Source organism: Dehalobacter sp. DCA, from assembly GCF_000305775.1.
GTDB lineage: Bacteria > Bacillota > Desulfitobacteriia > Desulfitobacteriales > Syntrophobotulaceae > Dehalobacter > Dehalobacter alkaniphilus.
Genome location: NC_018866.1, coordinates 972002 through 988985, shown reverse-complemented (window position 1 = coordinate 988985; position 16984 = coordinate 972002). Strand labels below are relative to the sequence as shown.

The 16984-nt window shown below is 47.1% G+C and carries 19 protein-coding genes and 1 tRNA gene; 18 read left to right on the top strand and 2 right to left on the bottom strand.

The genetic code is table 11. The features are described 5' to 3' along the window. Positions 1 to 5: 5 nt before the first annotated feature. On the top strand, positions 6 to 218 hold the full coding sequence (locus tag DHBDCA_RS04610) for a DUF3006 domain-containing protein (RefSeq protein WP_015043005.1): 213 nt from the start codon (positions 6 to 8) through the stop codon (positions 216 to 218). 135 nt (positions 219 to 353) lie between these two features. Next, entirely contained in the window at positions 354 to 947 is a 594-nt protein-coding gene (locus DHBDCA_RS04605; protein ID WP_015043004.1) for an HD domain-containing protein, read from the top strand. Positions 948 to 1222: 275 nt separating this feature from the next. Here the strand turns inward: DHBDCA_RS04605 and DHBDCA_RS04600 are convergent, their stop codons facing one another. After that, entirely contained in the window at positions 1223 to 3145 is a 1923-nt protein-coding gene (locus DHBDCA_RS04600; RefSeq protein WP_015043003.1) for an aconitate hydratase, read from the bottom strand. Between the two features lie 228 nt (positions 3146 to 3373). Here DHBDCA_RS04600 and DHBDCA_RS04595 point away from each other — a divergent pair, with 228 nt between their 5' ends. From DHBDCA_RS04595 to DHBDCA_RS04555, 10 genes are all read left to right on the top strand, one after another. Beyond that, positions 3374 to 3850, top strand: coding sequence for a tRNA (cytidine(34)-2'-O)-methyltransferase (locus DHBDCA_RS04595; protein ID WP_015043002.1), 477 nt, complete (start codon positions 3374 to 3376; stop codon positions 3848 to 3850). A gap of 162 nt (positions 3851 to 4012) precedes the next feature. Continuing rightward, complete coding sequence (locus tag DHBDCA_RS04590; protein WP_015043001.1) at positions 4013 to 5188, top strand: glycosyltransferase family 4 protein; 1176 nt, start codon at positions 4013 to 4015, stop codon at positions 5186 to 5188. Further along, positions 5185 to 5880, top strand: a complete 696-nt coding sequence (locus DHBDCA_RS04585) for a metal-dependent hydrolase (protein WP_015043000.1) — start codon at positions 5185 to 5187, stop codon at positions 5878 to 5880. Before DHBDCA_RS04590 ends, DHBDCA_RS04585 begins: the two co-directional genes overlap by 4 nt. 190 nt (positions 5881 to 6070) lie before the next feature. After that, the gene (locus DHBDCA_RS15545; protein ID WP_015042999.1) at positions 6071 to 6205 is read left to right on the top strand and encodes a hypothetical protein; all 135 of its coding nucleotides are present in this window, start codon (positions 6071 to 6073) and stop codon (positions 6203 to 6205) included. A gap of 16 nt (positions 6206 to 6221) precedes the next feature. Then, positions 6222 to 6440: a small, acid-soluble spore protein, alpha/beta type gene (locus tag DHBDCA_RS04580; protein ID WP_015042998.1), complete on the top strand. Its 219-nt coding sequence runs from the start codon at positions 6222 to 6224 to the stop codon at positions 6438 to 6440. 80 nt (positions 6441 to 6520) lie between these two features. Then, positions 6521 to 7828: a DRTGG domain-containing protein gene (locus DHBDCA_RS04575; protein WP_015042997.1), complete on the top strand. Its 1308-nt coding sequence runs from the start codon at positions 6521 to 6523 to the stop codon at positions 7826 to 7828. Between the two features lie 3 nt (positions 7829 to 7831). Beyond that, positions 7832 to 11245, top strand: coding sequence for a DNA polymerase III subunit alpha (locus tag DHBDCA_RS04570; RefSeq protein WP_015042996.1), 3414 nt, complete (start codon positions 7832 to 7834; stop codon positions 11243 to 11245). A gap of 98 nt (positions 11246 to 11343) precedes the next feature. Continuing rightward, positions 11344 to 11829, top strand: coding sequence for a pantetheine-phosphate adenylyltransferase (coaD, locus tag DHBDCA_RS04565; protein WP_015042995.1), 486 nt, complete (start codon positions 11344 to 11346; stop codon positions 11827 to 11829). Between the two features lie 21 nt (positions 11830 to 11850). Further along, positions 11851 to 12048, top strand: a complete 198-nt coding sequence (locus DHBDCA_RS04560; protein ID WP_015042994.1) for a DUF2007 domain-containing protein — start codon at positions 11851 to 11853, stop codon at positions 12046 to 12048. 110 nt (positions 12049 to 12158) lie between these two features. Continuing rightward, positions 12159 to 12245: transfer RNA gene (locus DHBDCA_RS04555), tRNA-Leu, on the top strand. Between the two features lie 166 nt (positions 12246 to 12411). Here the strand turns inward: DHBDCA_RS04555 and DHBDCA_RS04550 are convergent. Then, positions 12412 to 12561, bottom strand: a complete 150-nt coding sequence (locus DHBDCA_RS04550; protein ID WP_015045136.1) for a small, acid-soluble spore protein, alpha/beta type — start codon at positions 12559 to 12561, stop codon at positions 12412 to 12414. Between the two features lie 307 nt (positions 12562 to 12868). Here DHBDCA_RS04550 and DHBDCA_RS04545 point away from each other — a divergent pair, with 307 nt between their 5' ends. The 6 genes from DHBDCA_RS04545 to DHBDCA_RS04520 all read left to right on the top strand — a co-directional run bounded on the left by DHBDCA_RS04545 (position 12869) and on the right by DHBDCA_RS04520 (position 16783). After that, the gene (locus DHBDCA_RS04545) at positions 12869 to 13171 is read left to right on the top strand and encodes a hypothetical protein (protein WP_015042992.1); all 303 of its coding nucleotides are present in this window, start codon (positions 12869 to 12871) and stop codon (positions 13169 to 13171) included. A gap of 379 nt (positions 13172 to 13550) precedes the next feature. After that, positions 13551 to 14216 carry a nucleotide-binding protein gene (locus DHBDCA_RS04540; RefSeq protein WP_015042991.1) on the top strand — a complete coding sequence of 222 codons (666 nt, stop codon included), beginning with the start codon at positions 13551 to 13553 and terminating at the stop codon, positions 14214 to 14216. Next, positions 14204 to 14428: a 4Fe-4S dicluster domain-containing protein gene (locus tag DHBDCA_RS04535; RefSeq protein WP_015042990.1), complete on the top strand. Its 225-nt coding sequence runs from the start codon at positions 14204 to 14206 to the stop codon at positions 14426 to 14428. Before DHBDCA_RS04540 ends, DHBDCA_RS04535 begins: the two co-directional genes overlap by 13 nt. 5 nt (positions 14429 to 14433) lie before the next feature. Next, positions 14434 to 15498 (top strand): 3-methyl-2-oxobutanoate dehydrogenase subunit VorB, encoded by a 1065-nt coding sequence (gene vorB, locus DHBDCA_RS04530; protein ID WP_015042989.1) that lies wholly within the window; start codon positions 14434 to 14436, stop codon positions 15496 to 15498. 2 nt (positions 15499 to 15500) lie between these two features. Further along, complete coding sequence (locus DHBDCA_RS04525) at positions 15501 to 16244, top strand: thiamine pyrophosphate-dependent enzyme (protein ID WP_015042988.1); 744 nt, start codon at positions 15501 to 15503, stop codon at positions 16242 to 16244. Beyond that, positions 16244 to 16783 carry a 2-oxoacid:acceptor oxidoreductase family protein gene (locus DHBDCA_RS04520; protein ID WP_015042987.1) on the top strand — a complete coding sequence of 180 codons (540 nt, stop codon included), beginning with the start codon at positions 16244 to 16246 and terminating at the stop codon, positions 16781 to 16783. The genes DHBDCA_RS04525 and DHBDCA_RS04520 overlap by 1 nt, the downstream gene beginning before the upstream one ends. The last annotated feature ends 201 nt before the right edge of the window (positions 16784 to 16984 follow it).

Genomic DNA, 16984 nt, shown 5'->3' with positions numbered 1-16984 from the left:
TCAAAATGAACGGTGTTATTGATCGTTTCGAAGGCAGCGTCGCCGTGGTGGAGTTTGACGGCAACAACAGAAAGAATATTAACCTCACTGATCTTCCTGCGGGGATTAAGGAAGGCGATATCGTCGTATTTAATGATGGTAAATGGCAGCTTGATCAAAATCAAACAGCCAGACTGAAAGCGGAAATTGATATACTGGCCCGTGATGTGTTTGAGTAGTTGTCTGATCGTTGTCTAATCGTTGTCGGGATAATGGTTAAAAAACAGGAAATCCTACATTCTTGACTGGACAGGATTTCAAAAAAGCGTTAAATTGATAGTTGATTATTTTGGGGTTAACCTTTAGGAGGAAGAATGAACAAAGTATTCGCCGCAATAGACATCGCAGCAAATGCCCATAAGAATCAGTTCAGGAAAGGGACCAATACGCCCTATATTACACACCCGTATGCAGTTGGAATGATCCTGCAGAAAGAAGGATGTGCGGAAGACATTGTTGTTGCTGGTATCCTGCATGATACCGTTGAGGATACCATCATTAATCTGGAATATCTCCGCAATAAATTTGGCAACAAGGTTGCCCTGATCGTAGAAGGATGTTCGGAACCGGACAAATCGTTACCGTGGGAAGAACGCAAAGAACATACCATTGAATACCTGAAAACGGCGATACCGGTGATCAAGGCCGTAGCCTGCGCCGACAAGCTGCATAATGTTCTGACGATGCTGGAAGACTATCAAAAAGAAGGCGAGAAGCTTTGGACGCGGTTTAACCGGGGCAGGGAGAAGCAGGAATGGTATTACCGTAATCTCGTGCAAAGCTTTATGCATCCTCCGGTGGATGATGATTTTAAGAAGCTTTATCTTACATTTGCGAAAGCCGTCAGCGATCTTTTCGATCCCAAACCGGACAGGCAGGAAGAGGACCAGACTTTTTCTATCAGCTGAAAAAGACGAGATGCCCCATTAGAATTATATCTTTTATTTGAACAAGATTAGTATTCAAACAAGAAGAGTATCAAGAAGAGTATTGGATCCAGATAAAAACCCGAAGTTCAAGGAGTTATGATTCCTTGGCCTTCGGGCTTTCTATCGCATGCAATAAGATTACTTTACAGTGTCATGGCTAATTTTCTCTCTGCTTTCTCTTCCTGAGCAGCATCTTTTGGCCATGCTAGGATTCAGAGCTCCACAAGCGGGACAGTTTTTCTTGGATAAAAAATTTATTTACCGGCTTCTTTGGTATAGTTCAGCAAGCCTCCGGCCAGGATGATACCAATCTGGCGTTCAGTCAGGTTATGGCTGACCCTGATGGAAGCATTTTTTTCGCTTAACAATATATCAAATTCTTCGGAGTTTGATAGGGCTTCAGTCAGATTTGTAAAGATAAGCTTGCTGTCGTCCTTAATCAGGTCATAGTCACTCTCATTGACAAAAGCAAGCGGAAGAATACCAAAATTAATCAGGTTGGCTTTATGAATCCGGGCAAAGCTCTTGGCTAGGACAACTCTGACACCGAGGTACATCGGAACCAGTGCGGCATGTTCACGGCTGGAGCCCTGACCATAGTTCTGACCAGCCACAATGATGCTTTGACCGAGCTGTCTGGCTCTGGCTGAGAATCCGGCATCAATCTTGCTGTAAACATATTCGGAAAGGGCAGGAATATTGGATCTGAGCGGCAGGATTTTGGCGCCTGCAGGCATGATATCGTCTGTGGTAATATTGTCATTCAGCTTGATTACGACAGGAAGCTCCAGATCCGGCTTAAGCTTCGGAGCAATCGGCAGTGCTTTGATATTTGGGCCGCGCACGATGGCAGTATCCGGAGAACCGGGCGGAATAATCAGCGAATCGTCGACCCGGAAATTTTCCGGCATTGGGATTTCAGCAGCAGGACCCAACGTGCGGGGATCGGTAAAGTAACCTGTCAGCGCACTCGCAGCAGCGACCTCCGGGCTGACCAGATATACACCCGCGTCCGCAGTTCCGCTACGCCCTTCAAAGTTGCGGTTAAAGGTTCTTAAAGAGACGGCACCTGAGGAAGGGGACTGGCCCATGCCAATACAGGGTCCGCAGGCCGATTCCAGAATTCTGGCTCCGGAATCGAGCAGATCGGTCAGCGCGCCGTTATTGGCCAGCATGGTCAGGACCTGACGGGAGCCCGGGGCGATCACCAGGCTGACGCTCGGATCGACCACTTTACCTTTTAAGATGGCAGCGGCGGTCATCAGGTCGCGGTAGGAAGAATTCGTACAGCTGCCGATCGCTACCTGATTGACTTTGATATTCGTTAACGTACTTACGGCAGCGACGTTGTCAGGCATGTGCGGCTGAGCTGCAAGCGGTTCCAAGGCAGAAAGGTCGATGCAGATTTCCTCATCATATACCGCATCGGCGTCGGCTTCAAGCAGAATCCAGTCGTTTTCGCGGCCCTGAGCTTTCAGGAAGATCCGGGTCTGTTCATCGCTTGGGAAGACAGATGTGGTTGCGCCGAGTTCGGCACCCATGTTGGTGATGGTTGCTCTTTCAGGGACACTTAAGGTGGATACGCCGGAACCGGCATATTCAAAGATCTTGCCGACGCCGCCTTTTACGGATAGGCGGCGCAGGATTTCCAGTATGACATCTTTGGCGGATACCCACGGAGCTAATTTCCCGGTTAAATTGACTTTGATGACTTTGGGGTCAGGCAGATAGAATTCTCCGCCGCCCATGGCTACGGCAACATCAAGGCCGCCGGCACCCATGGCTAGCATGCCGATTCCACCGCCGGTAGGGGTGTGACTATCCGAGCCTAACAGGGTTTTACCAGGTTTTCCGAAACGCTCAAGATGGACCTGGTGGCAGATCCCGTTGCCGGGACGCGAAAAATAAACCCCGAAGCGGGAAGCACAGCTTTGGAGAAAAGCATGGTCGTCAGCATTTTCAAAACCCGTCTGCAGTGTGTTGTGATCGATGTAGCTGACAGATAATTCTGTTTTGACTCTTGGAATGCCAACAGCTTCAAACTGAAGATAAGCCATAGTTCCTGTGGCGTCCTGTGTTAAAGTCTGATCTATCTTGATGCCGATTTCTCCTCCGGCCCCAAGTTCACCGGAGATGAGATGGGCGGATAATATTTTTTGTGTTAAATTTTGTTTCATATTTCTTACCCCTTTATTTAATTTATGATCCAACTTTATAATATAACAGAATGAGCCTGATTCATCCAGTATAACAAAAAAGTATACATAATATTGCAGATTTTTTTAAGGTATGGGTAGATTTTTTGCAGTGTGAATATTTCAAACGTTCATTTTTCGTTGTTTTCGGGTTATAATATAGCTGTTGTGTTTACTACTTGGATTTAAGAGCAGTTTTTGGAGAAAATGATGATGACAGACAACAGGTTAAACATCGTACTGGTTGAACCCGAGATACCTCCCAATACAGGAAATATTGCCAGATTGTGCGCAGCGGTTCAGGCCGACCTGCATTTAGTGAAGCCTCTCGGCTTCAGTATTGACGACAAGCATTTAAAAAGGGCAGGGCTCGATTACTGGCATCTCTTAAAGGTACATGTTTATGAAAATTTTAACGAATTTGAAACCCAGAACGCTGAAGGTCAGTTTTTTTTGGCCACGACCAAAGCGTCTAAGTTCTATACAGATGTGGAGTTTCCAGACCGCTGCTATCTGCTTTTCGGACGGGAAACGAAGGGGCTGGCGCCGGAAATCCTACAGCGCTATCCTGACCGGCAGATCCGCCTGCCGATGAGAAAGGATGCGAGGTCCTTAAATCTGTCCAATTCAGTCGCGGTGATTGCGTATGAGGTCCTGCGTCAATGGGGTTTCCCAGGCCAGGTGTGACGGCCACGGATGGCCTAATGTCGCGGTGCCATGGATGGCGAAGAGCGACAAGGCCACGGACGACGGCACACGATGTGCCTAGTGTCGAATGCGTCAGGACGACAAAGCATTCGACGGGCCTAATGTCGCGGTGCCATTTAACTCACGATATCCGGAGGTAGTATGCTTTCTTATTTATCAACGTTTTTGCTGGCAGTTCTATTTGCTTTGATTTTAACACCGGTCTCCATTATCCTGGCCAGAAAATGGGGGGTTATGGATTATCCGGGCGAGCGGAGAATACATAAGGCCCCGATTCCGCGTCTCGGCGGCGCTGCTATTTATCTGGCTTTTTGGCTGGCTGTTTTTCTGACGGTAGCCGTGAATAAAATGCTGATGGGACTTTTCCTCGGCAGCACAATTATTTTTGCGGTCGGCATCTATGATGATGTAAAAGGAATGCGGCCTCTGATCAAACTGCTCTGGCAGATCCTAGCCGCGGTAATACTGATTTTTTTCGGCATGGCAGTCCCGCATATCACGCTGCCTCTATATGGTGTTGTCCAACTTGGCTTGATCGGCAATATTTTTGCCGTGCTATGGATTGTCGGTTTGGTCAATGCTGTGAATATATCCGACGGTATGGATGGCCTCGCTTCGGGTATTTGCTTTATTGCGGCGATCACATTATTCTGGTCCGCAACGATCCGTTCAGCCTATCCGGGGGCCGATCTTCTGATGCTGGCCCTGAGCGGCGTAACGCTGGGCTTTTTGTTCTATAACTTTAATCCTGCTAAAATCATTATGGGTGATTCCGGGAGCATGTTTCTCGGCTATATGATCGGATCAGTCTCCATTTGGGGTTTGCTGAAAACCGCTACGGTACTCGGTTTGGTTTTCCCGTTGCTGGTGCTCGGCATGCCTTTGATGGACATGCTGTTTGCGATCATCCGGAGGAAGTGGAAAGGACATTCGATCGTCCGGGCAGATAGGGGACACCTTCATCACCGTTTGCTTGATACTGGCCTGAACCAGCGCCAGGCAGTGTTTGTTCTATATGGAATCAGCCTTTGTTTCGGGCTGGCGGCAATTTTCTCCGCCTATGGACACTGGTACATCGCGGCGATTCTGGTGGTCATTGACCTCGGCATTATTTTGCGGATTATGTTCAGAAAGTTTCGCCTGCATAACTGGTACACGGTGACAAGACCGGTTTCTGCAGACATGGAAGATAAGAAGGACGTGGAGAAGGATGACGCGGGAATGCAGCAAAAAACGGAAGAGCAGAGTCAGGCAGAAACGCAGAATCCAGAAGAGCAGAATCAAGAAGAAAAGATCAAAATGAGGAATAAAGTATGAATATTATCTTTCACGGCCATGCCTGTTTTGAAATCCAGTCTGACGCAGGTCGGCTGATGATAGATCCATATTTACGGAAGAATCCGAAAGCAAAGGTCAAACCGCCTGATTTTAAAGCGCTTGATGCAATTCTGGTCACGCATGGTCACAGCGATCATTTGGGAGATGCGGTCGAACTGGCCAGATTGACCGGGGCAGTTCTGATCTCCAATTTTGAATTATGCCGGTATGCGGAGGCCTTTGGGGTGAGGGTTCATCCGATGCATATCGGGGGTAAGCACGTCTTTCCGTTTGGAACTGTAAAGCTGACTCAGGCCGTTCATGGTTCCGGGATCGAGCAGGCTGACGGAACCTGTCTGTATGGTGGTTTGGCCTGTGGTTTTCTGCTTCAGCTCGAAGGCAAGCGGCTTTACCATGCCGGGGATACCGGTTTGTTCGGGGATATGAAGCTTATTGGCAGCCTGACGGAAATCGATCTGGCTATGCTGCCGATCGGGGATAATTTTGTGATGGGGCCGGAAGATGCGGCCGAAGCAGCTCAGATGCTCCAGGCCAAAGTCGTGGTTCCGATGCATTACAATACATTTGAGGAAGAACAGCAGGATGCCAAGGCCTTTCTCGCGCTGCTAAGCAGAAAAGCGCCGGAGAGCAAGGGAATGATTCTTGAGCCGGGACAGTATATGAAGTTATAGAATCGAAAGGACATTAATGCAGTGCTAAATCATATCAAGAAAGCTGGAAGACAAAGCAAATTTATGATATAAAAACGATATTGATCATAAGATTAGACAGATAGATGTGTTTTAAAGAAAATCCTGTAACCCTTACAGGATATTTTTTGCTTTTCAGGGCAAAAATAGACTGTAAGGAGATGAAAACAGAATGAGAACCAAAGATTGCGCGAAAGAATGCATTTATGCTGTGGACGGCGTCTGCCGTCTGGAAAACAACCATGGGCTGAAAACCCCCGAATGCCCTAACCGGGACGGTTCACTGGCCGCAGTCTCCATACTCTGAACAGGAGCGTTAAAGCATGAGAGAAAACATCACCAAGAAAAACACAGGCAATACGAAAAAAAAGGATAACAGGAAGAAGAAACCAGACTTCATTGAGGAAATGAAAATGGAGATTGCTTCGGAACTTGGCATCATCAAGCAGGTCCAAAACGAGGGCTGGGATTCCCTGTCTCCGAGAATTTCCGGGAAAATAGGCGGAAAGTTGTCTCAGAGATTAAAACGGATCAATAAATAAAAACTACGATATAACAACAATTAGTTCAAAGCCTCACCATGTGATATAATTAATGAAAAAAACAGGTGAGGCGTTTTTATTTGACAAAGACAAAGCATCAGCAGATTCTTAATTTTATTGAGGATCTCGACATAGGGAGCAAGGTATCAGTCCGGTTTATTGCCAAAGAGCTTGATGTCAGCGAAGGGACTGCTTACCGTGCAATTAAAGAAGCGGAGAACAAAGGGTTTGTCCGTTCGATCCCGAAGGTTGGGACGCTGCGGATTGAAGGCGTCAAAGAAAAACAGATTGAAGATCTTACGCTTCAGGAAGTAGCCCAAATCGTGGAAGGGCTTGTTATCTGCGGAGAGAACAGGCTGACGGAATGTCCGAATAAGTTTATTATTGCGGCGATGGAACTGAAAGATTTAGCGCGTTATCTGGAAGAAGGCGCGCTTTGTATCGTTGGCAACAGGACAGATGCCCAGCTCCTTGCCTTGAAAAATAATGTTCCTTTGCTTATTTCCGGAGGCCCGGGACCTACGGAAGAGGTCGTGGCGCTGGCCAAGAGCCTGAATTCGGTGATTATCATTTCCCCGTATGATACCTTCGTAGTTACGACGATGATCAACCGGGCGCTTTTTGACAGGCTCATCGGCAAGGAACTATTGCTCATTGAAGATATCATGGTCAAGGATGCGAAGGTTCTGGAAGACAGTGCTACGATCGGAGACTGGTATAAGCTTTCGCAAAAGACCGGACACAGCCGCTTCCCGGTCATCGATAGCCAGCATAACTTGCTCGGTACTGTGACCGCGGTCGATGTCGCCGGCGAAGGCGTCGAGGTCAAGATCACCAAAGTCATGAACAGGAATCCACTGACCGTCGGAAGAGACGATCCGGTTACCCATATCTCCCGCAAAATGGTCTGGGAGGGCTGGGAGATTGCGCCCGTACTTGAAAACGGCAAGCTGATCGGAATCATAAGCTTGCAGGATGTACTCGAGGCTTTTCAGCAGATCCAAAAGCAGCCTCAGTTCGGCGAGACCGTGGATAATCTGGTTTTAAGCGGCTTTGGTTATGTGGAAGAGTCTGAATACCTGACCATTCGGGGCGAAATCACGCAGTTTATGGTTAATGAATTTGGTTCAGCCAGCTGCGGTGTTCTGGTAACCCTGATGAATACGGCGGGTTACATTGCGCTCCGAAAAAAATACCGCTTGGATGCGATCACGGAAAATTTCAGCTTTTATCAATTCCATCCGGTTCCGGCCGGAACAGTCGTCAGCATTTCGGCCAGGCTGTTGCTAGTAACAAAAAAGAACTGCAATATTGAAATTGAAGTTTTTAACGATAACGGAGTCCTGGCTAAAGGGATGATGACAGCCCGGATGGGGGATAAAAGATAGGCTATGTTCACACATCTTCATGTTCATACCGAATACAGCCTTCTGGACGGCGCGGCCAGAATCAATGACCTTGTGCATTCTGCTGCTGAGCTGGAAATGCCGGCGCTCGCGATCACCGATCACGGCGTGATGTACGGCGTGCTGGATTTTTATAAAGCCTGCGGCAAACAGGGAATTAAGCCTATCATCGGCTGTGAGATCTATATGGCTCCCGGAAAAAGAACGGAACGGGTCCTAGGCAAAGATGACAAGAACTATCATCTGGTCCTTCTTGCCGAAACGAACGAGGGCTATCAGAACCTGGTGAAAATTGTCTCGCAGGCCAATGTGGACGGCTTTTATTACAAACCCAGGGCCGACAAGGAACTGTTGCAGCAGCACAGTAAAGGTTTAATTGCATTGAGCGCCTGTCTGGGCGGAGAGATCCCGGAGTACCTGATGCAGGACAATCCAGCCAGAGCCAGAGCGGCGGCGATGGAGTATCTCGATATTTTTGGTCCGGAACACTTTTATTTGGAGCTGCAGGATCATGGCATCACCGATCAGAGAAAAGTCAATGCCGGCCTCTGGGACCTGCACCGGGAGACACGGATTCCGCTGCTAGCGACCAACGATGTCCATTATATTCGGAAAGAAGATGCGTCGGTTCAGGATATCCTGCTGTGCATCCAGACAGGAAAGACGCTGGCTGACAGCTCCAGGATGAGCTTTGAGGGCAGGGAGTATTATCTGAAAAGCAAGCAGGAGATGAATTTGCTTTTTGGGGAGACGCCCGAGGTTTTACGCCAGACGAATGAGATTGCGGAGCGCTGCAACGTCAGCTTTTCGTTTGGCCAGCATTATCTGCCGGTCTACGAGGTTCCGGAAGGCTGCACCCTGGACGAGTACCTGCGGGAATTATGCTGGAAGGCGTTCCCGGTATTCTACCCCGATGCAACGCCGGAACAGCGTGAGCGGCTGGAATATGAGCTTGGGATTATTACCCAGACTGGTTTTTCCGGGTATTTTCTGATTGTGTCCGATTTCTGCCGGTATGCCCGGGAGCATGATGTTGCGGTCGGTCCGGGGCGTGGTTCGGCAGCTGCGAGTATGGTTGCGTACTTGCTCGGCATCACCTCCGTGGAGCCGCTGCGGCATGATCTTCTTTTTGAACGTTTTTTAAATCCGGAAAGGATATCCATGCCGGATATTGATATCGACTTTGACCCGGAAGGCCGGGAAAAAGTTATTAAATATGTAACAGAAAAGTATGGGGAAGAGAAAGTTTGCCAGATCATTACGTTTGGTACCATGGGCGCCAAGGGCGTGCTGAGGGATGTCGGAAGAGTCCTGAATATACCGCTCAGCAAAGTCGATAAAGTCGCCAAAGCAGTGCCGTATGAATTGGGCATGACGCTAGAAAGAGCGCTGGCCGTTTCTCCTGAACTGCAGAAAATGGTTAGGGAAGAAGAGGAAATCAAAAAGTTGTATGAGATTTCCAAGTCCCTGGAGGGAATGCCGAGACATGCTTCCACGCATGCTGCCGGCGTCGTGATTGCCAGGGACGAATTGACCAGTTACCTTCCGCTTCAGAAAACCTCCGACGGGCTCTTGATGACGCAGTTTCCGATGAAAACGGTTGAGGAGATCGGACTGCTGAAGATGGATTTCCTGGGCCTGCGGAACCTGACGATCCTGACCAAAGCGCTTGCGAATATTGAACAGGCCCGCGATATCCGGCTTGACCTGAACCATTTACCGCTCGACGACCAAGCAACGTATCAGCTGCTTTCCGATGGGAACAGTACAGGTGTATTTCAGCTGGAAAGCGGTGGCATGCGGGCCATCTTAAAAGATTTGAAGCCCAGTTGTTTTGAAGATATTATTGCGGTAAACGCGCTGTACCGGCCCGGTCCGATGGAACAGATTCCGGAGTTCGTGCGCCGGAAGCATGGCGGGCTGATCAAAGTCCTGCATTCAAAAATAGAAGAGATTTTAAGACCGACCTACGGGATTATCGTCTACCAGGAACAGGTCATGCAGATTGCTCAGAATCTTGGCGGATACTCTCTTGGACGAGCAGATCTTCTGCGCAGGGCCATGGGGAAAAAAGACAAGAAGATCATGGCCGAAGAAAAGCAGAACTTTATCTACGGCCTGCAAGACAGCGACGGTGAATGGATTGTGCCGGGAGCGCTCCGTCTGGGTATAGGCGAAAAGGATGCTGAAGAGATTTTCGATCTGATGGCCAAATTTGCCGAGTACGGATTCAACAAGGGGCATGCCACGGCTTATGCGATGATCTCATATCAGACAGCGTATCTGAAGGCGAATTATCCGCTCGAATACACTGCAGCGCTGCTGAGTTCCGTAATCGGCGCATCAGATAAAGTCACTTTTTACATTCAGGAAGCCAGGAGCAGCGGCATAGAGATTCTGCCACCCGATGTCCAGTACAGTTACCGGGATTTTACCATAGAACACGGAGCGATACGTTTTGGGCTCGAGGCGATCCGCAATGTCGGGACACAGGTGGTTGACAGGATCATCGCCGAAAGAGCGAACGGCCCGTTTGCGTCGTTTTATGATTTTATTGTACGCATGGATGCTAAAGTTCTAAACAAACGAACCCTGGAAAGTCTGATTAAGGCCGGCGCGTTTCAGTCACTGTGCAGCCGCGCTCAAGCTATGAAAGTCCTGGATCAGGCCCTGGAGCTGGCCCAGAACCGGCAAAAGGACAGCGAATCCGGCCAGATGTCTTTGTTTGATCTCGATCAGGACCTCGATGAAGGGTTGAGTATGCCCGAAATACCGGAATTCAGCGAGAGCGAGATCCTGAAGATGGAGAGGGAGTATATCGGTATTTATCTCACAGCCCATCCACTTTATTCCGTGAATGACCTGTTCAGGAAAATCACGAGTTCAGAAATCGCGGCCTGTCTCGAAAGTGCGGAAGAAAAAAAGGTCATTCTGGGTGGGATAATAAATGCTTATCGGCAAACAATAACGAAAAAAGGGGAAATGATGGCTACCTTCTTACTGGAGGATCTGACCGGAACGATTGAGGTTTTGGTATTTCCCAGATTGTTTCCGGAAGTTGTCAGGATGGATAACGACCATATTGTGGTTGTTCACGGCCGTTATTATGTGAATGAAGATGAGAAGAAAATATTTGCTGAAAAAGTTCTGCCGATCGAGGAATACAGCGTCAAACCGGATAAATTGTTTCTGAAGATTCCAAGCAATCAGGATACGGAGCTGACCGATAAGATCCTGGCGGTCCTTGGGGCATTTCGCGGAACGCATCCTGTCTATTTCTTTTGCCAGGATAATAAGAAGACCTTTGAGATAAGTCCAAATTATTTTGTCAGGCCATCTGAAGAGCTTGACAGGGCGCTTATTGCGCTTTTGGGAAAAGATCAGGTAAGATGGCAATAATAATTTGTTGGAAGAGGCAGGATATTGCTACTTTGAGGCGAATCCCATAAATAGATTTTATGACACTAAGATATTTTCTAGACTGAAGGAGATTTTTTGTGCGAACTGCAATATACCCGGGGACATTCGATCCAGTAACCAATGGACACCTTGATATCCTGCATAGAGCCATTTATCTTTTTGACCGTGTCATTGTGGCGGTAGCTTCCGAAAGTAACAAACAGACGCTTTTTTCCTTGGAAGAAAGACAGAAGCTGTTGAGATGCGAAACCAGCGATATGGAAAATGTTGAAGTCATGTCTTTTGGCGGTCTGACTGTGGATTTTGCGCGTGAATGCGAAGCTATTGCGCTGATCAGAGGCTTGCGGGCCATGACTGATTTCGAATACGAATTTCAGCTGGCTTTGATGAATAAAAAGCTGGCTCCCGACATCGAGACCGTCTTTTTAATGACAAAAAGCGAGTATTCGTTCATCAGTTCCAGCTCGATCAAATCGGCGGCAAGTCTGCAAGGAGATGTTTCAGGATTAGTTCCGCCGAATGTGGAGAAAGCAATGATTCAAAAGTATAATAAGATGGTCTAAACGCTTATTGGAGGATAGAATATGTGGACAGTCATTTATATAGCGCCAAATAAAGCAGTTGCTGAAAAATATCAAAAAGCATTTGCAGACGAAGGTATTTTAGTCCAGCTAAAAGCAGTTGGTTCACAGGAATCCACCGACGTAAGCGTCGAAATACTCGTGCCGGAGTCGGAGGCTGAGGAAGCCAACGAGATTCTGACCGGTATTATGCGTTCATAATCCAAGTTGTCTTTATCGGAGTAAAAAATAATATGAAAATAGCCGTAAAAAAAGTGGCAATGTACTTGCGTTTTTGACGCTGATACTATAAAATAGCAAAAGTAAGGCGTGCCGAAGTGGCGGAATTGGCAGACGCGTCGGTCTCAAAAACCGATATCTGTGAGGATGTGCCGGTTCGACCCCGGCCTTCGGCACCAGTAATTTAAAGGCTTTTGGGCCTTTTTATTTTTTGTCTTTTTACAAGATCATCAATGTTCTGGCGTGTGCAGCCAAGAATTTCTATAAACAGGCAGTGAAAGATATAGAACATCGAAGCCCCGAGGGAGTGATCCTTCGGGGCTTTCGCTGTCATGGCTGGATGATTTAGATTTTACCGTTAATGTATTCAAAGGTTTTCTTAACCATGCTACCTCCAACAGAGCCGTTTTGTCTTGCGGAGGTGTCTGGACCTAAGTTAACATTAAGCTCGCTGGCAACGCTTTGTTTGTTAACCGGCAGTTTATACTTAGCCATTAGATATCCCTCCTTTTTGTTTATTTATCTGTAGTATCTGCATATAGGAATAAAATACACAGGTAGTTTATTTTAATTCAGTAAGTTTTTAACATTTAGACCGGGGATTTCCTTGGTTTTGTCGTTTTGTTTTGGCTGTATCCGATGAGCGGGATTGCCAAAAAGAAGCTTATTATGCTTGCAAGCAGTACCTATATATAATTGTATATACCTGTATAAAATCAAGGATTTTAGCCAAATTTTGAGTTTTGGGGCAGGAAATGAAATCTTCATAGCGAAGTAATAAAACCGGAAAGGGGGGATTGAAATGGAAAACCAATTTGCTGAACTGTATCATGACTTTGAGATGTATCAACACTGCCAGCTTATCTTTTCAGAACAGGCTCCGGATGGCATAAAAATCCAGCAAATCTCTTATGATACGTTTAAACCAATTAAAGATGATAACGGGATATTATACTTCCCAATGAACGAACTAGGTTTCGGGTATTTTATAACCAATAATTTTAATATTGTGAAAATGCCTTCGAAACAGAAAAAAGTAATGTATAGGATTGAAAAAGATGGAGAAGAATACTTTTCCATTTATTTATTTGGTCCAAAGAAGTAATTGCGTGCCTTTCCGTAACCCTCACAATTACTTTAAGTTTTTTGAGTTCTATTGCCATGAAGAATTTAGAAAACTGCAAGTAAATTGGCAGGTTTTACATTGTTCCAGTGTAAAACGGTTACATACTAAAAGGTAGAACAAATTTGCAATCGGCAATTCACGAATACGGGTGTTTATGATTCGGATCTGAGTCTAAACACCCGTATTTGCTGTTTCGCTTTGAAATTAAAGGATTTATTTGGATTATAAAAAACAACGAAGTAACCATTAAATAAGCCGAAAATTGAGTATTTAATATGTATTGAAGTTGATATCAAACGTGAATTTGTGGTATTATTAATTTTAATTGTCTTATAATTCTTACTTTAGGAGGTCTCGTGTGCAGAGTGCAAGGGTTACCATTTTTGCCGGTCACTATGGCAGCGGCAAGACGAGTGTTGCTGTAAACTACGCCTTGTGGCTGAAAAAAAGTCATAAGAAAGTCACCATTGCCGATCTGGATATTGTTAACCCTTATTTCAGAACCAAAGATAGCGCGCAGGTGCTGAAAAGGTCAGGGATTAAGCTGATTTCCTCGGATTATGCGAATTCGAATGTTGATATTCCTGCTGTTCCGGGAGAAATCAATGCGATATTTGACGAACGCGATGCCTATGCGGTGATTGACGTTGGCGGAGACGACAGAGGCGCCTATGCTCTCGGCCGCTATTACGAACAGCTCCACCGTACAGATGCTGCTGCCTACATTGTTGTAAATATGTACCGGCCTTTAAGCCGCGATGCCGAAGCGACGATTAAAATTAAATACGAAATTGAAGCGGCAGCGCGAATCAAATTTTCCGGAATTATTAATAATTCTAACCTGGGTAATGCTACTACCGCCTCCGATGTTATGAATTCGCTTCCTTACGCAGAGCAAATCTCTGAAAGGACGGGACTGCCGATTGTGATGACAACCGTGCAGAGAAGTCTGGCAGCGGAACTGGCAAGTAATATTCAAAATATATTTCCAATAGATTTGGAGGAGTATGAATGGCAAAAGTGACGAAACTAACAATCGAGGCAGACAGATGCAAAGGCTGCTCTCTTTGTGTAAACGCTTGTCCTAAGAATTTGCTCAGACTTTCGCCCGAAACCCTTAACAGCAAAGGATTTCATCCTGCGGAAATGACAGATCAGCAAGCGTGCACGGCCTGTGGATTCTGCGCGATCATGTGTCCGGATGTTTGTATTCAGATTGAAAAAGAGGTGAATTAAAGAAAATGGCGGAGAAAGTATTAATGAAGGGAAATGAAGCAATTGCCGAAGCCGCAATTATGGCCGGCTGCCGTCATTTCTTCGGTTATCCGATAACGCCTCAGACCGAGGTTGCAGCTTATATGGCCAAACGTATGCCGAAAATCGGAGGAACTTATTTGCAGGCGGAAAGTGAAATTGCGGCCATCAACATGGTTTACGGAGCGTCCTCAGCGGGAGTCCGAGCGATGACGTCTTCATCGAGCCCGGGAATTTCCCTGAAAAGCGAAGGCTTATCCTATATGGCAGGAAGCGATCTGCCTGCAGTGCTGGTCAATATTCAACGCGGCGGTCCTGGACTTGGCGGAATCCGTCCGTCCCAGTCCGACTATTTCCAGGCAACACGTTCTTCCGGTCACGGAGATTTTCATATGATTGTGCTTGCACCGAATAACGTTCAGGAAATGTTCGACCTGACGGTAGAAGCTTTTGAACTGGCTGACCAGTACCGGATGACCGCGATGATTTTAGGCGACGGGATGCTTGGACAGGTGATGGAGCCTGTGGACATCAGCCGCGGCGAAGCGGCGTCGAACGTTACCAAGGATTGGGCGCTGACTGGAACAAAAGGTCAGAGAAAAAGAAATGTCATTAATTCGCTTTATCTCGAAGCCGAAGAGCTCGAGATGCTTAACTTGAAACGTTTTGAAAAATACGCGGAAGTTGAAAAAATTGCCAGAACGGACAATTGCCTGACCGAGGATGCGGAAGTAATTATCGTTGCTTATGGTATCTGCGCCAGAATAGCCCGAAATGCGATTAACGAAGCCCGTAAAAAAGGCATAAAAGCAGGGTTGATTCGTCCGGTTACTTTATGGCCGTTCCCGAAAAACCAGCTGAAAGCCGCAGCGGAAAAAGCAAAGGCTTTTGTGGTGGTTGAAATGAGTATGGGACAAATGATCCAGGATGTGGAGCTGAGCATCCGCTGCAGCCGCCCGGTGCATCTCTGCAGCCGTACCGGCGGGATGGTTCCGACTCCAGAAGCTGTCTTGGAAGCAATAGAAAACGCTGCGCAGGCGGAAAGGAGTTAATTATGGAAATTGTTTTTCAAAGACCGAAAGCACTTTCAGATGTATCCAGTCATTATTGCCCCGGCTGTACCCATGGGATTATTCACAGGCTGGTGGCAGAAGTTCTTGACGAACTTGATCTTACCGGAAAAACAGTCGGTGTCGCCCCTGTTGGCTGCGCTGTACTTGCTTATAACTATTTTGAATGTGATATGGCGCAGGCAGCGCACGGCCGGGCTCCGGCAGTTGCGACAGGCCTTAAGCGCGCCAATCCGTCCAATATCGTATTTACGTACCAGGGGGACGGAGACCTGGCAGCTATTGGGACGGCTGAGACCGTTCATGCAGCAGCCCGAGGTGAAAATATTACCATTATCTTCGTCAACAATGCCATTTATGGCATGACCGGCGGACAGATGGCCCCTACGACCATCCCGGGGCAGATCACGCAGACCTCTCCTTACGGGAGGGATCCGAAGTATGCAGGCTTCCCCTTGAAAGTCTGCGAAACGCTTTCCACGATTGACGGGACGGCCTACGCCGAGCGCGTATCTGTCGATAGTGTTAAAAATGTGATCAACGCCAAGAAGGCGATCAAAAAGGCTTTTGAATACCAGATCGCCGGGAAAGGCTTTACGATTGTCGAGGTTCTGTCGACCTGCTCGACCAACTGGGGGCTAGAGCCTGTTGAAGCGCTCACCTGGCTGCGCGAGAACCTGATTCCTTACTACCCGCTGGGTGTCTATAAGGATAAGGAGGTTTTTTAATGAGCACGACACTTGAACTTATGATTGCAGGTTTCGGCGGACAGGGTGTGCTTTTCGCCGGCAAGATTCTTGTCTATGCCGGGCTGCTGGCGGGTAAGGAAGTCAGCTGGCTTCCGTCCTACGGGCCGGAAATGCGCGGCGGCACAGCGAATATTAACGTGATTGTCAGCGATACGCCGATCGGATCACCAATTATTACCTATCCCGGGATGTTGGTTGCGATGAACCAGCCATCCCTCGAAAAATTTGAAAGTGACGTCCAGCAAAACGGGACAATCATCATTGATTCCTCCCTGATCCCGATCCAGGTACAGCGTACCGATGTTCAGACCTTTTATATACCGGCCACGAAGCTGGCTGAAGACGCCGGCCTGAAAGGACTCGCGAATATGGTCATGGTTGGGAAAATTGCCAAGCAAGCCGATATTTTTGATCTGGAGATGCTGAATAAAGCAGTATCCAAGTCGATTCCGGAGAGAAAGAAAGATCTTCTGGCATCCAATATCAAAGCGATAGAAATCGGGTATAAATTTAACTAAAGTCGTAGCGTCTTAACTTAAGTAATACAGTTTTGACTTAAGTATTTTAAAAAAGTCTTGTAAAAGTATTGCCGTATTGTATTACAGCATAGTATTATAATACTATTGAAACATAGTGTTATAGTATAGTAGTATGATTCGGCAATTATTTTAGTATAGCAGGAAGGCTCTAAACGCTTTCTGCTTTACATAAGTGCAGCT

Excerpts from the sequence above, each read along its gene's own strand:
- DHBDCA_RS04610 (WP_015043005.1), top strand. The coding sequence starts at position 6 with ATGAACGGTGTTATTGATCGTTTCGAAGGCAGCGTCGCCGTGGTGGAG.
- DHBDCA_RS04605 (WP_015043004.1), top strand. The coding sequence starts at position 354 with ATGAACAAAGTATTCGCCGCAATAGACATCGCAGCAAATGCCCATAAG.
- DHBDCA_RS04600 (WP_015043003.1), bottom strand. The coding sequence starts at position 3,145 with ATGAAACAAAATTTAACACAAAAAATATTATCCGCCCATCTCATCTCC.
- DHBDCA_RS04595 (WP_015043002.1), top strand. The coding sequence starts at position 3,374 with ATGATGACAGACAACAGGTTAAACATCGTACTGGTTGAACCCGAGATA.
- DHBDCA_RS04590 (WP_015043001.1), top strand. The coding sequence starts at position 4,013 with ATGCTTTCTTATTTATCAACGTTTTTGCTGGCAGTTCTATTTGCTTTG.
- DHBDCA_RS04585 (WP_015043000.1), top strand. The coding sequence starts at position 5,185 with ATGAATATTATCTTTCACGGCCATGCCTGTTTTGAAATCCAGTCTGAC.
- DHBDCA_RS15545 (WP_015042999.1), top strand. The coding sequence starts at position 6,071 with ATGAGAACCAAAGATTGCGCGAAAGAATGCATTTATGCTGTGGACGGC.
- DHBDCA_RS04580 (WP_015042998.1), top strand. The coding sequence starts at position 6,222 with ATGAGAGAAAACATCACCAAGAAAAACACAGGCAATACGAAAAAAAAG.
- DHBDCA_RS04570 (WP_015042996.1), top strand. The coding sequence starts at position 7,832 with ATGTTCACACATCTTCATGTTCATACCGAATACAGCCTTCTGGACGGC.
- DHBDCA_RS04560 (WP_015042994.1), top strand. The coding sequence starts at position 11,851 with ATGTGGACAGTCATTTATATAGCGCCAAATAAAGCAGTTGCTGAAAAA.
- DHBDCA_RS04550 (WP_015045136.1), bottom strand. The coding sequence starts at position 12,561 with ATGGCTAAGTATAAACTGCCGGTTAACAAACAAAGCGTTGCCAGCGAG.
- DHBDCA_RS04545 (WP_015042992.1), top strand. The coding sequence starts at position 12,869 with ATGGAAAACCAATTTGCTGAACTGTATCATGACTTTGAGATGTATCAA.
- DHBDCA_RS04535 (WP_015042990.1), top strand. The coding sequence starts at position 14,204 with ATGGCAAAAGTGACGAAACTAACAATCGAGGCAGACAGATGCAAAGGC.
- vorB (WP_015042989.1), top strand. The coding sequence starts at position 14,434 with ATGGCGGAGAAAGTATTAATGAAGGGAAATGAAGCAATTGCCGAAGCC.
- DHBDCA_RS04525 (WP_015042988.1), top strand. The coding sequence starts at position 15,501 with ATGGAAATTGTTTTTCAAAGACCGAAAGCACTTTCAGATGTATCCAGT.
- DHBDCA_RS04520 (WP_015042987.1), top strand. The coding sequence starts at position 16,244 with ATGAGCACGACACTTGAACTTATGATTGCAGGTTTCGGCGGACAGGGT.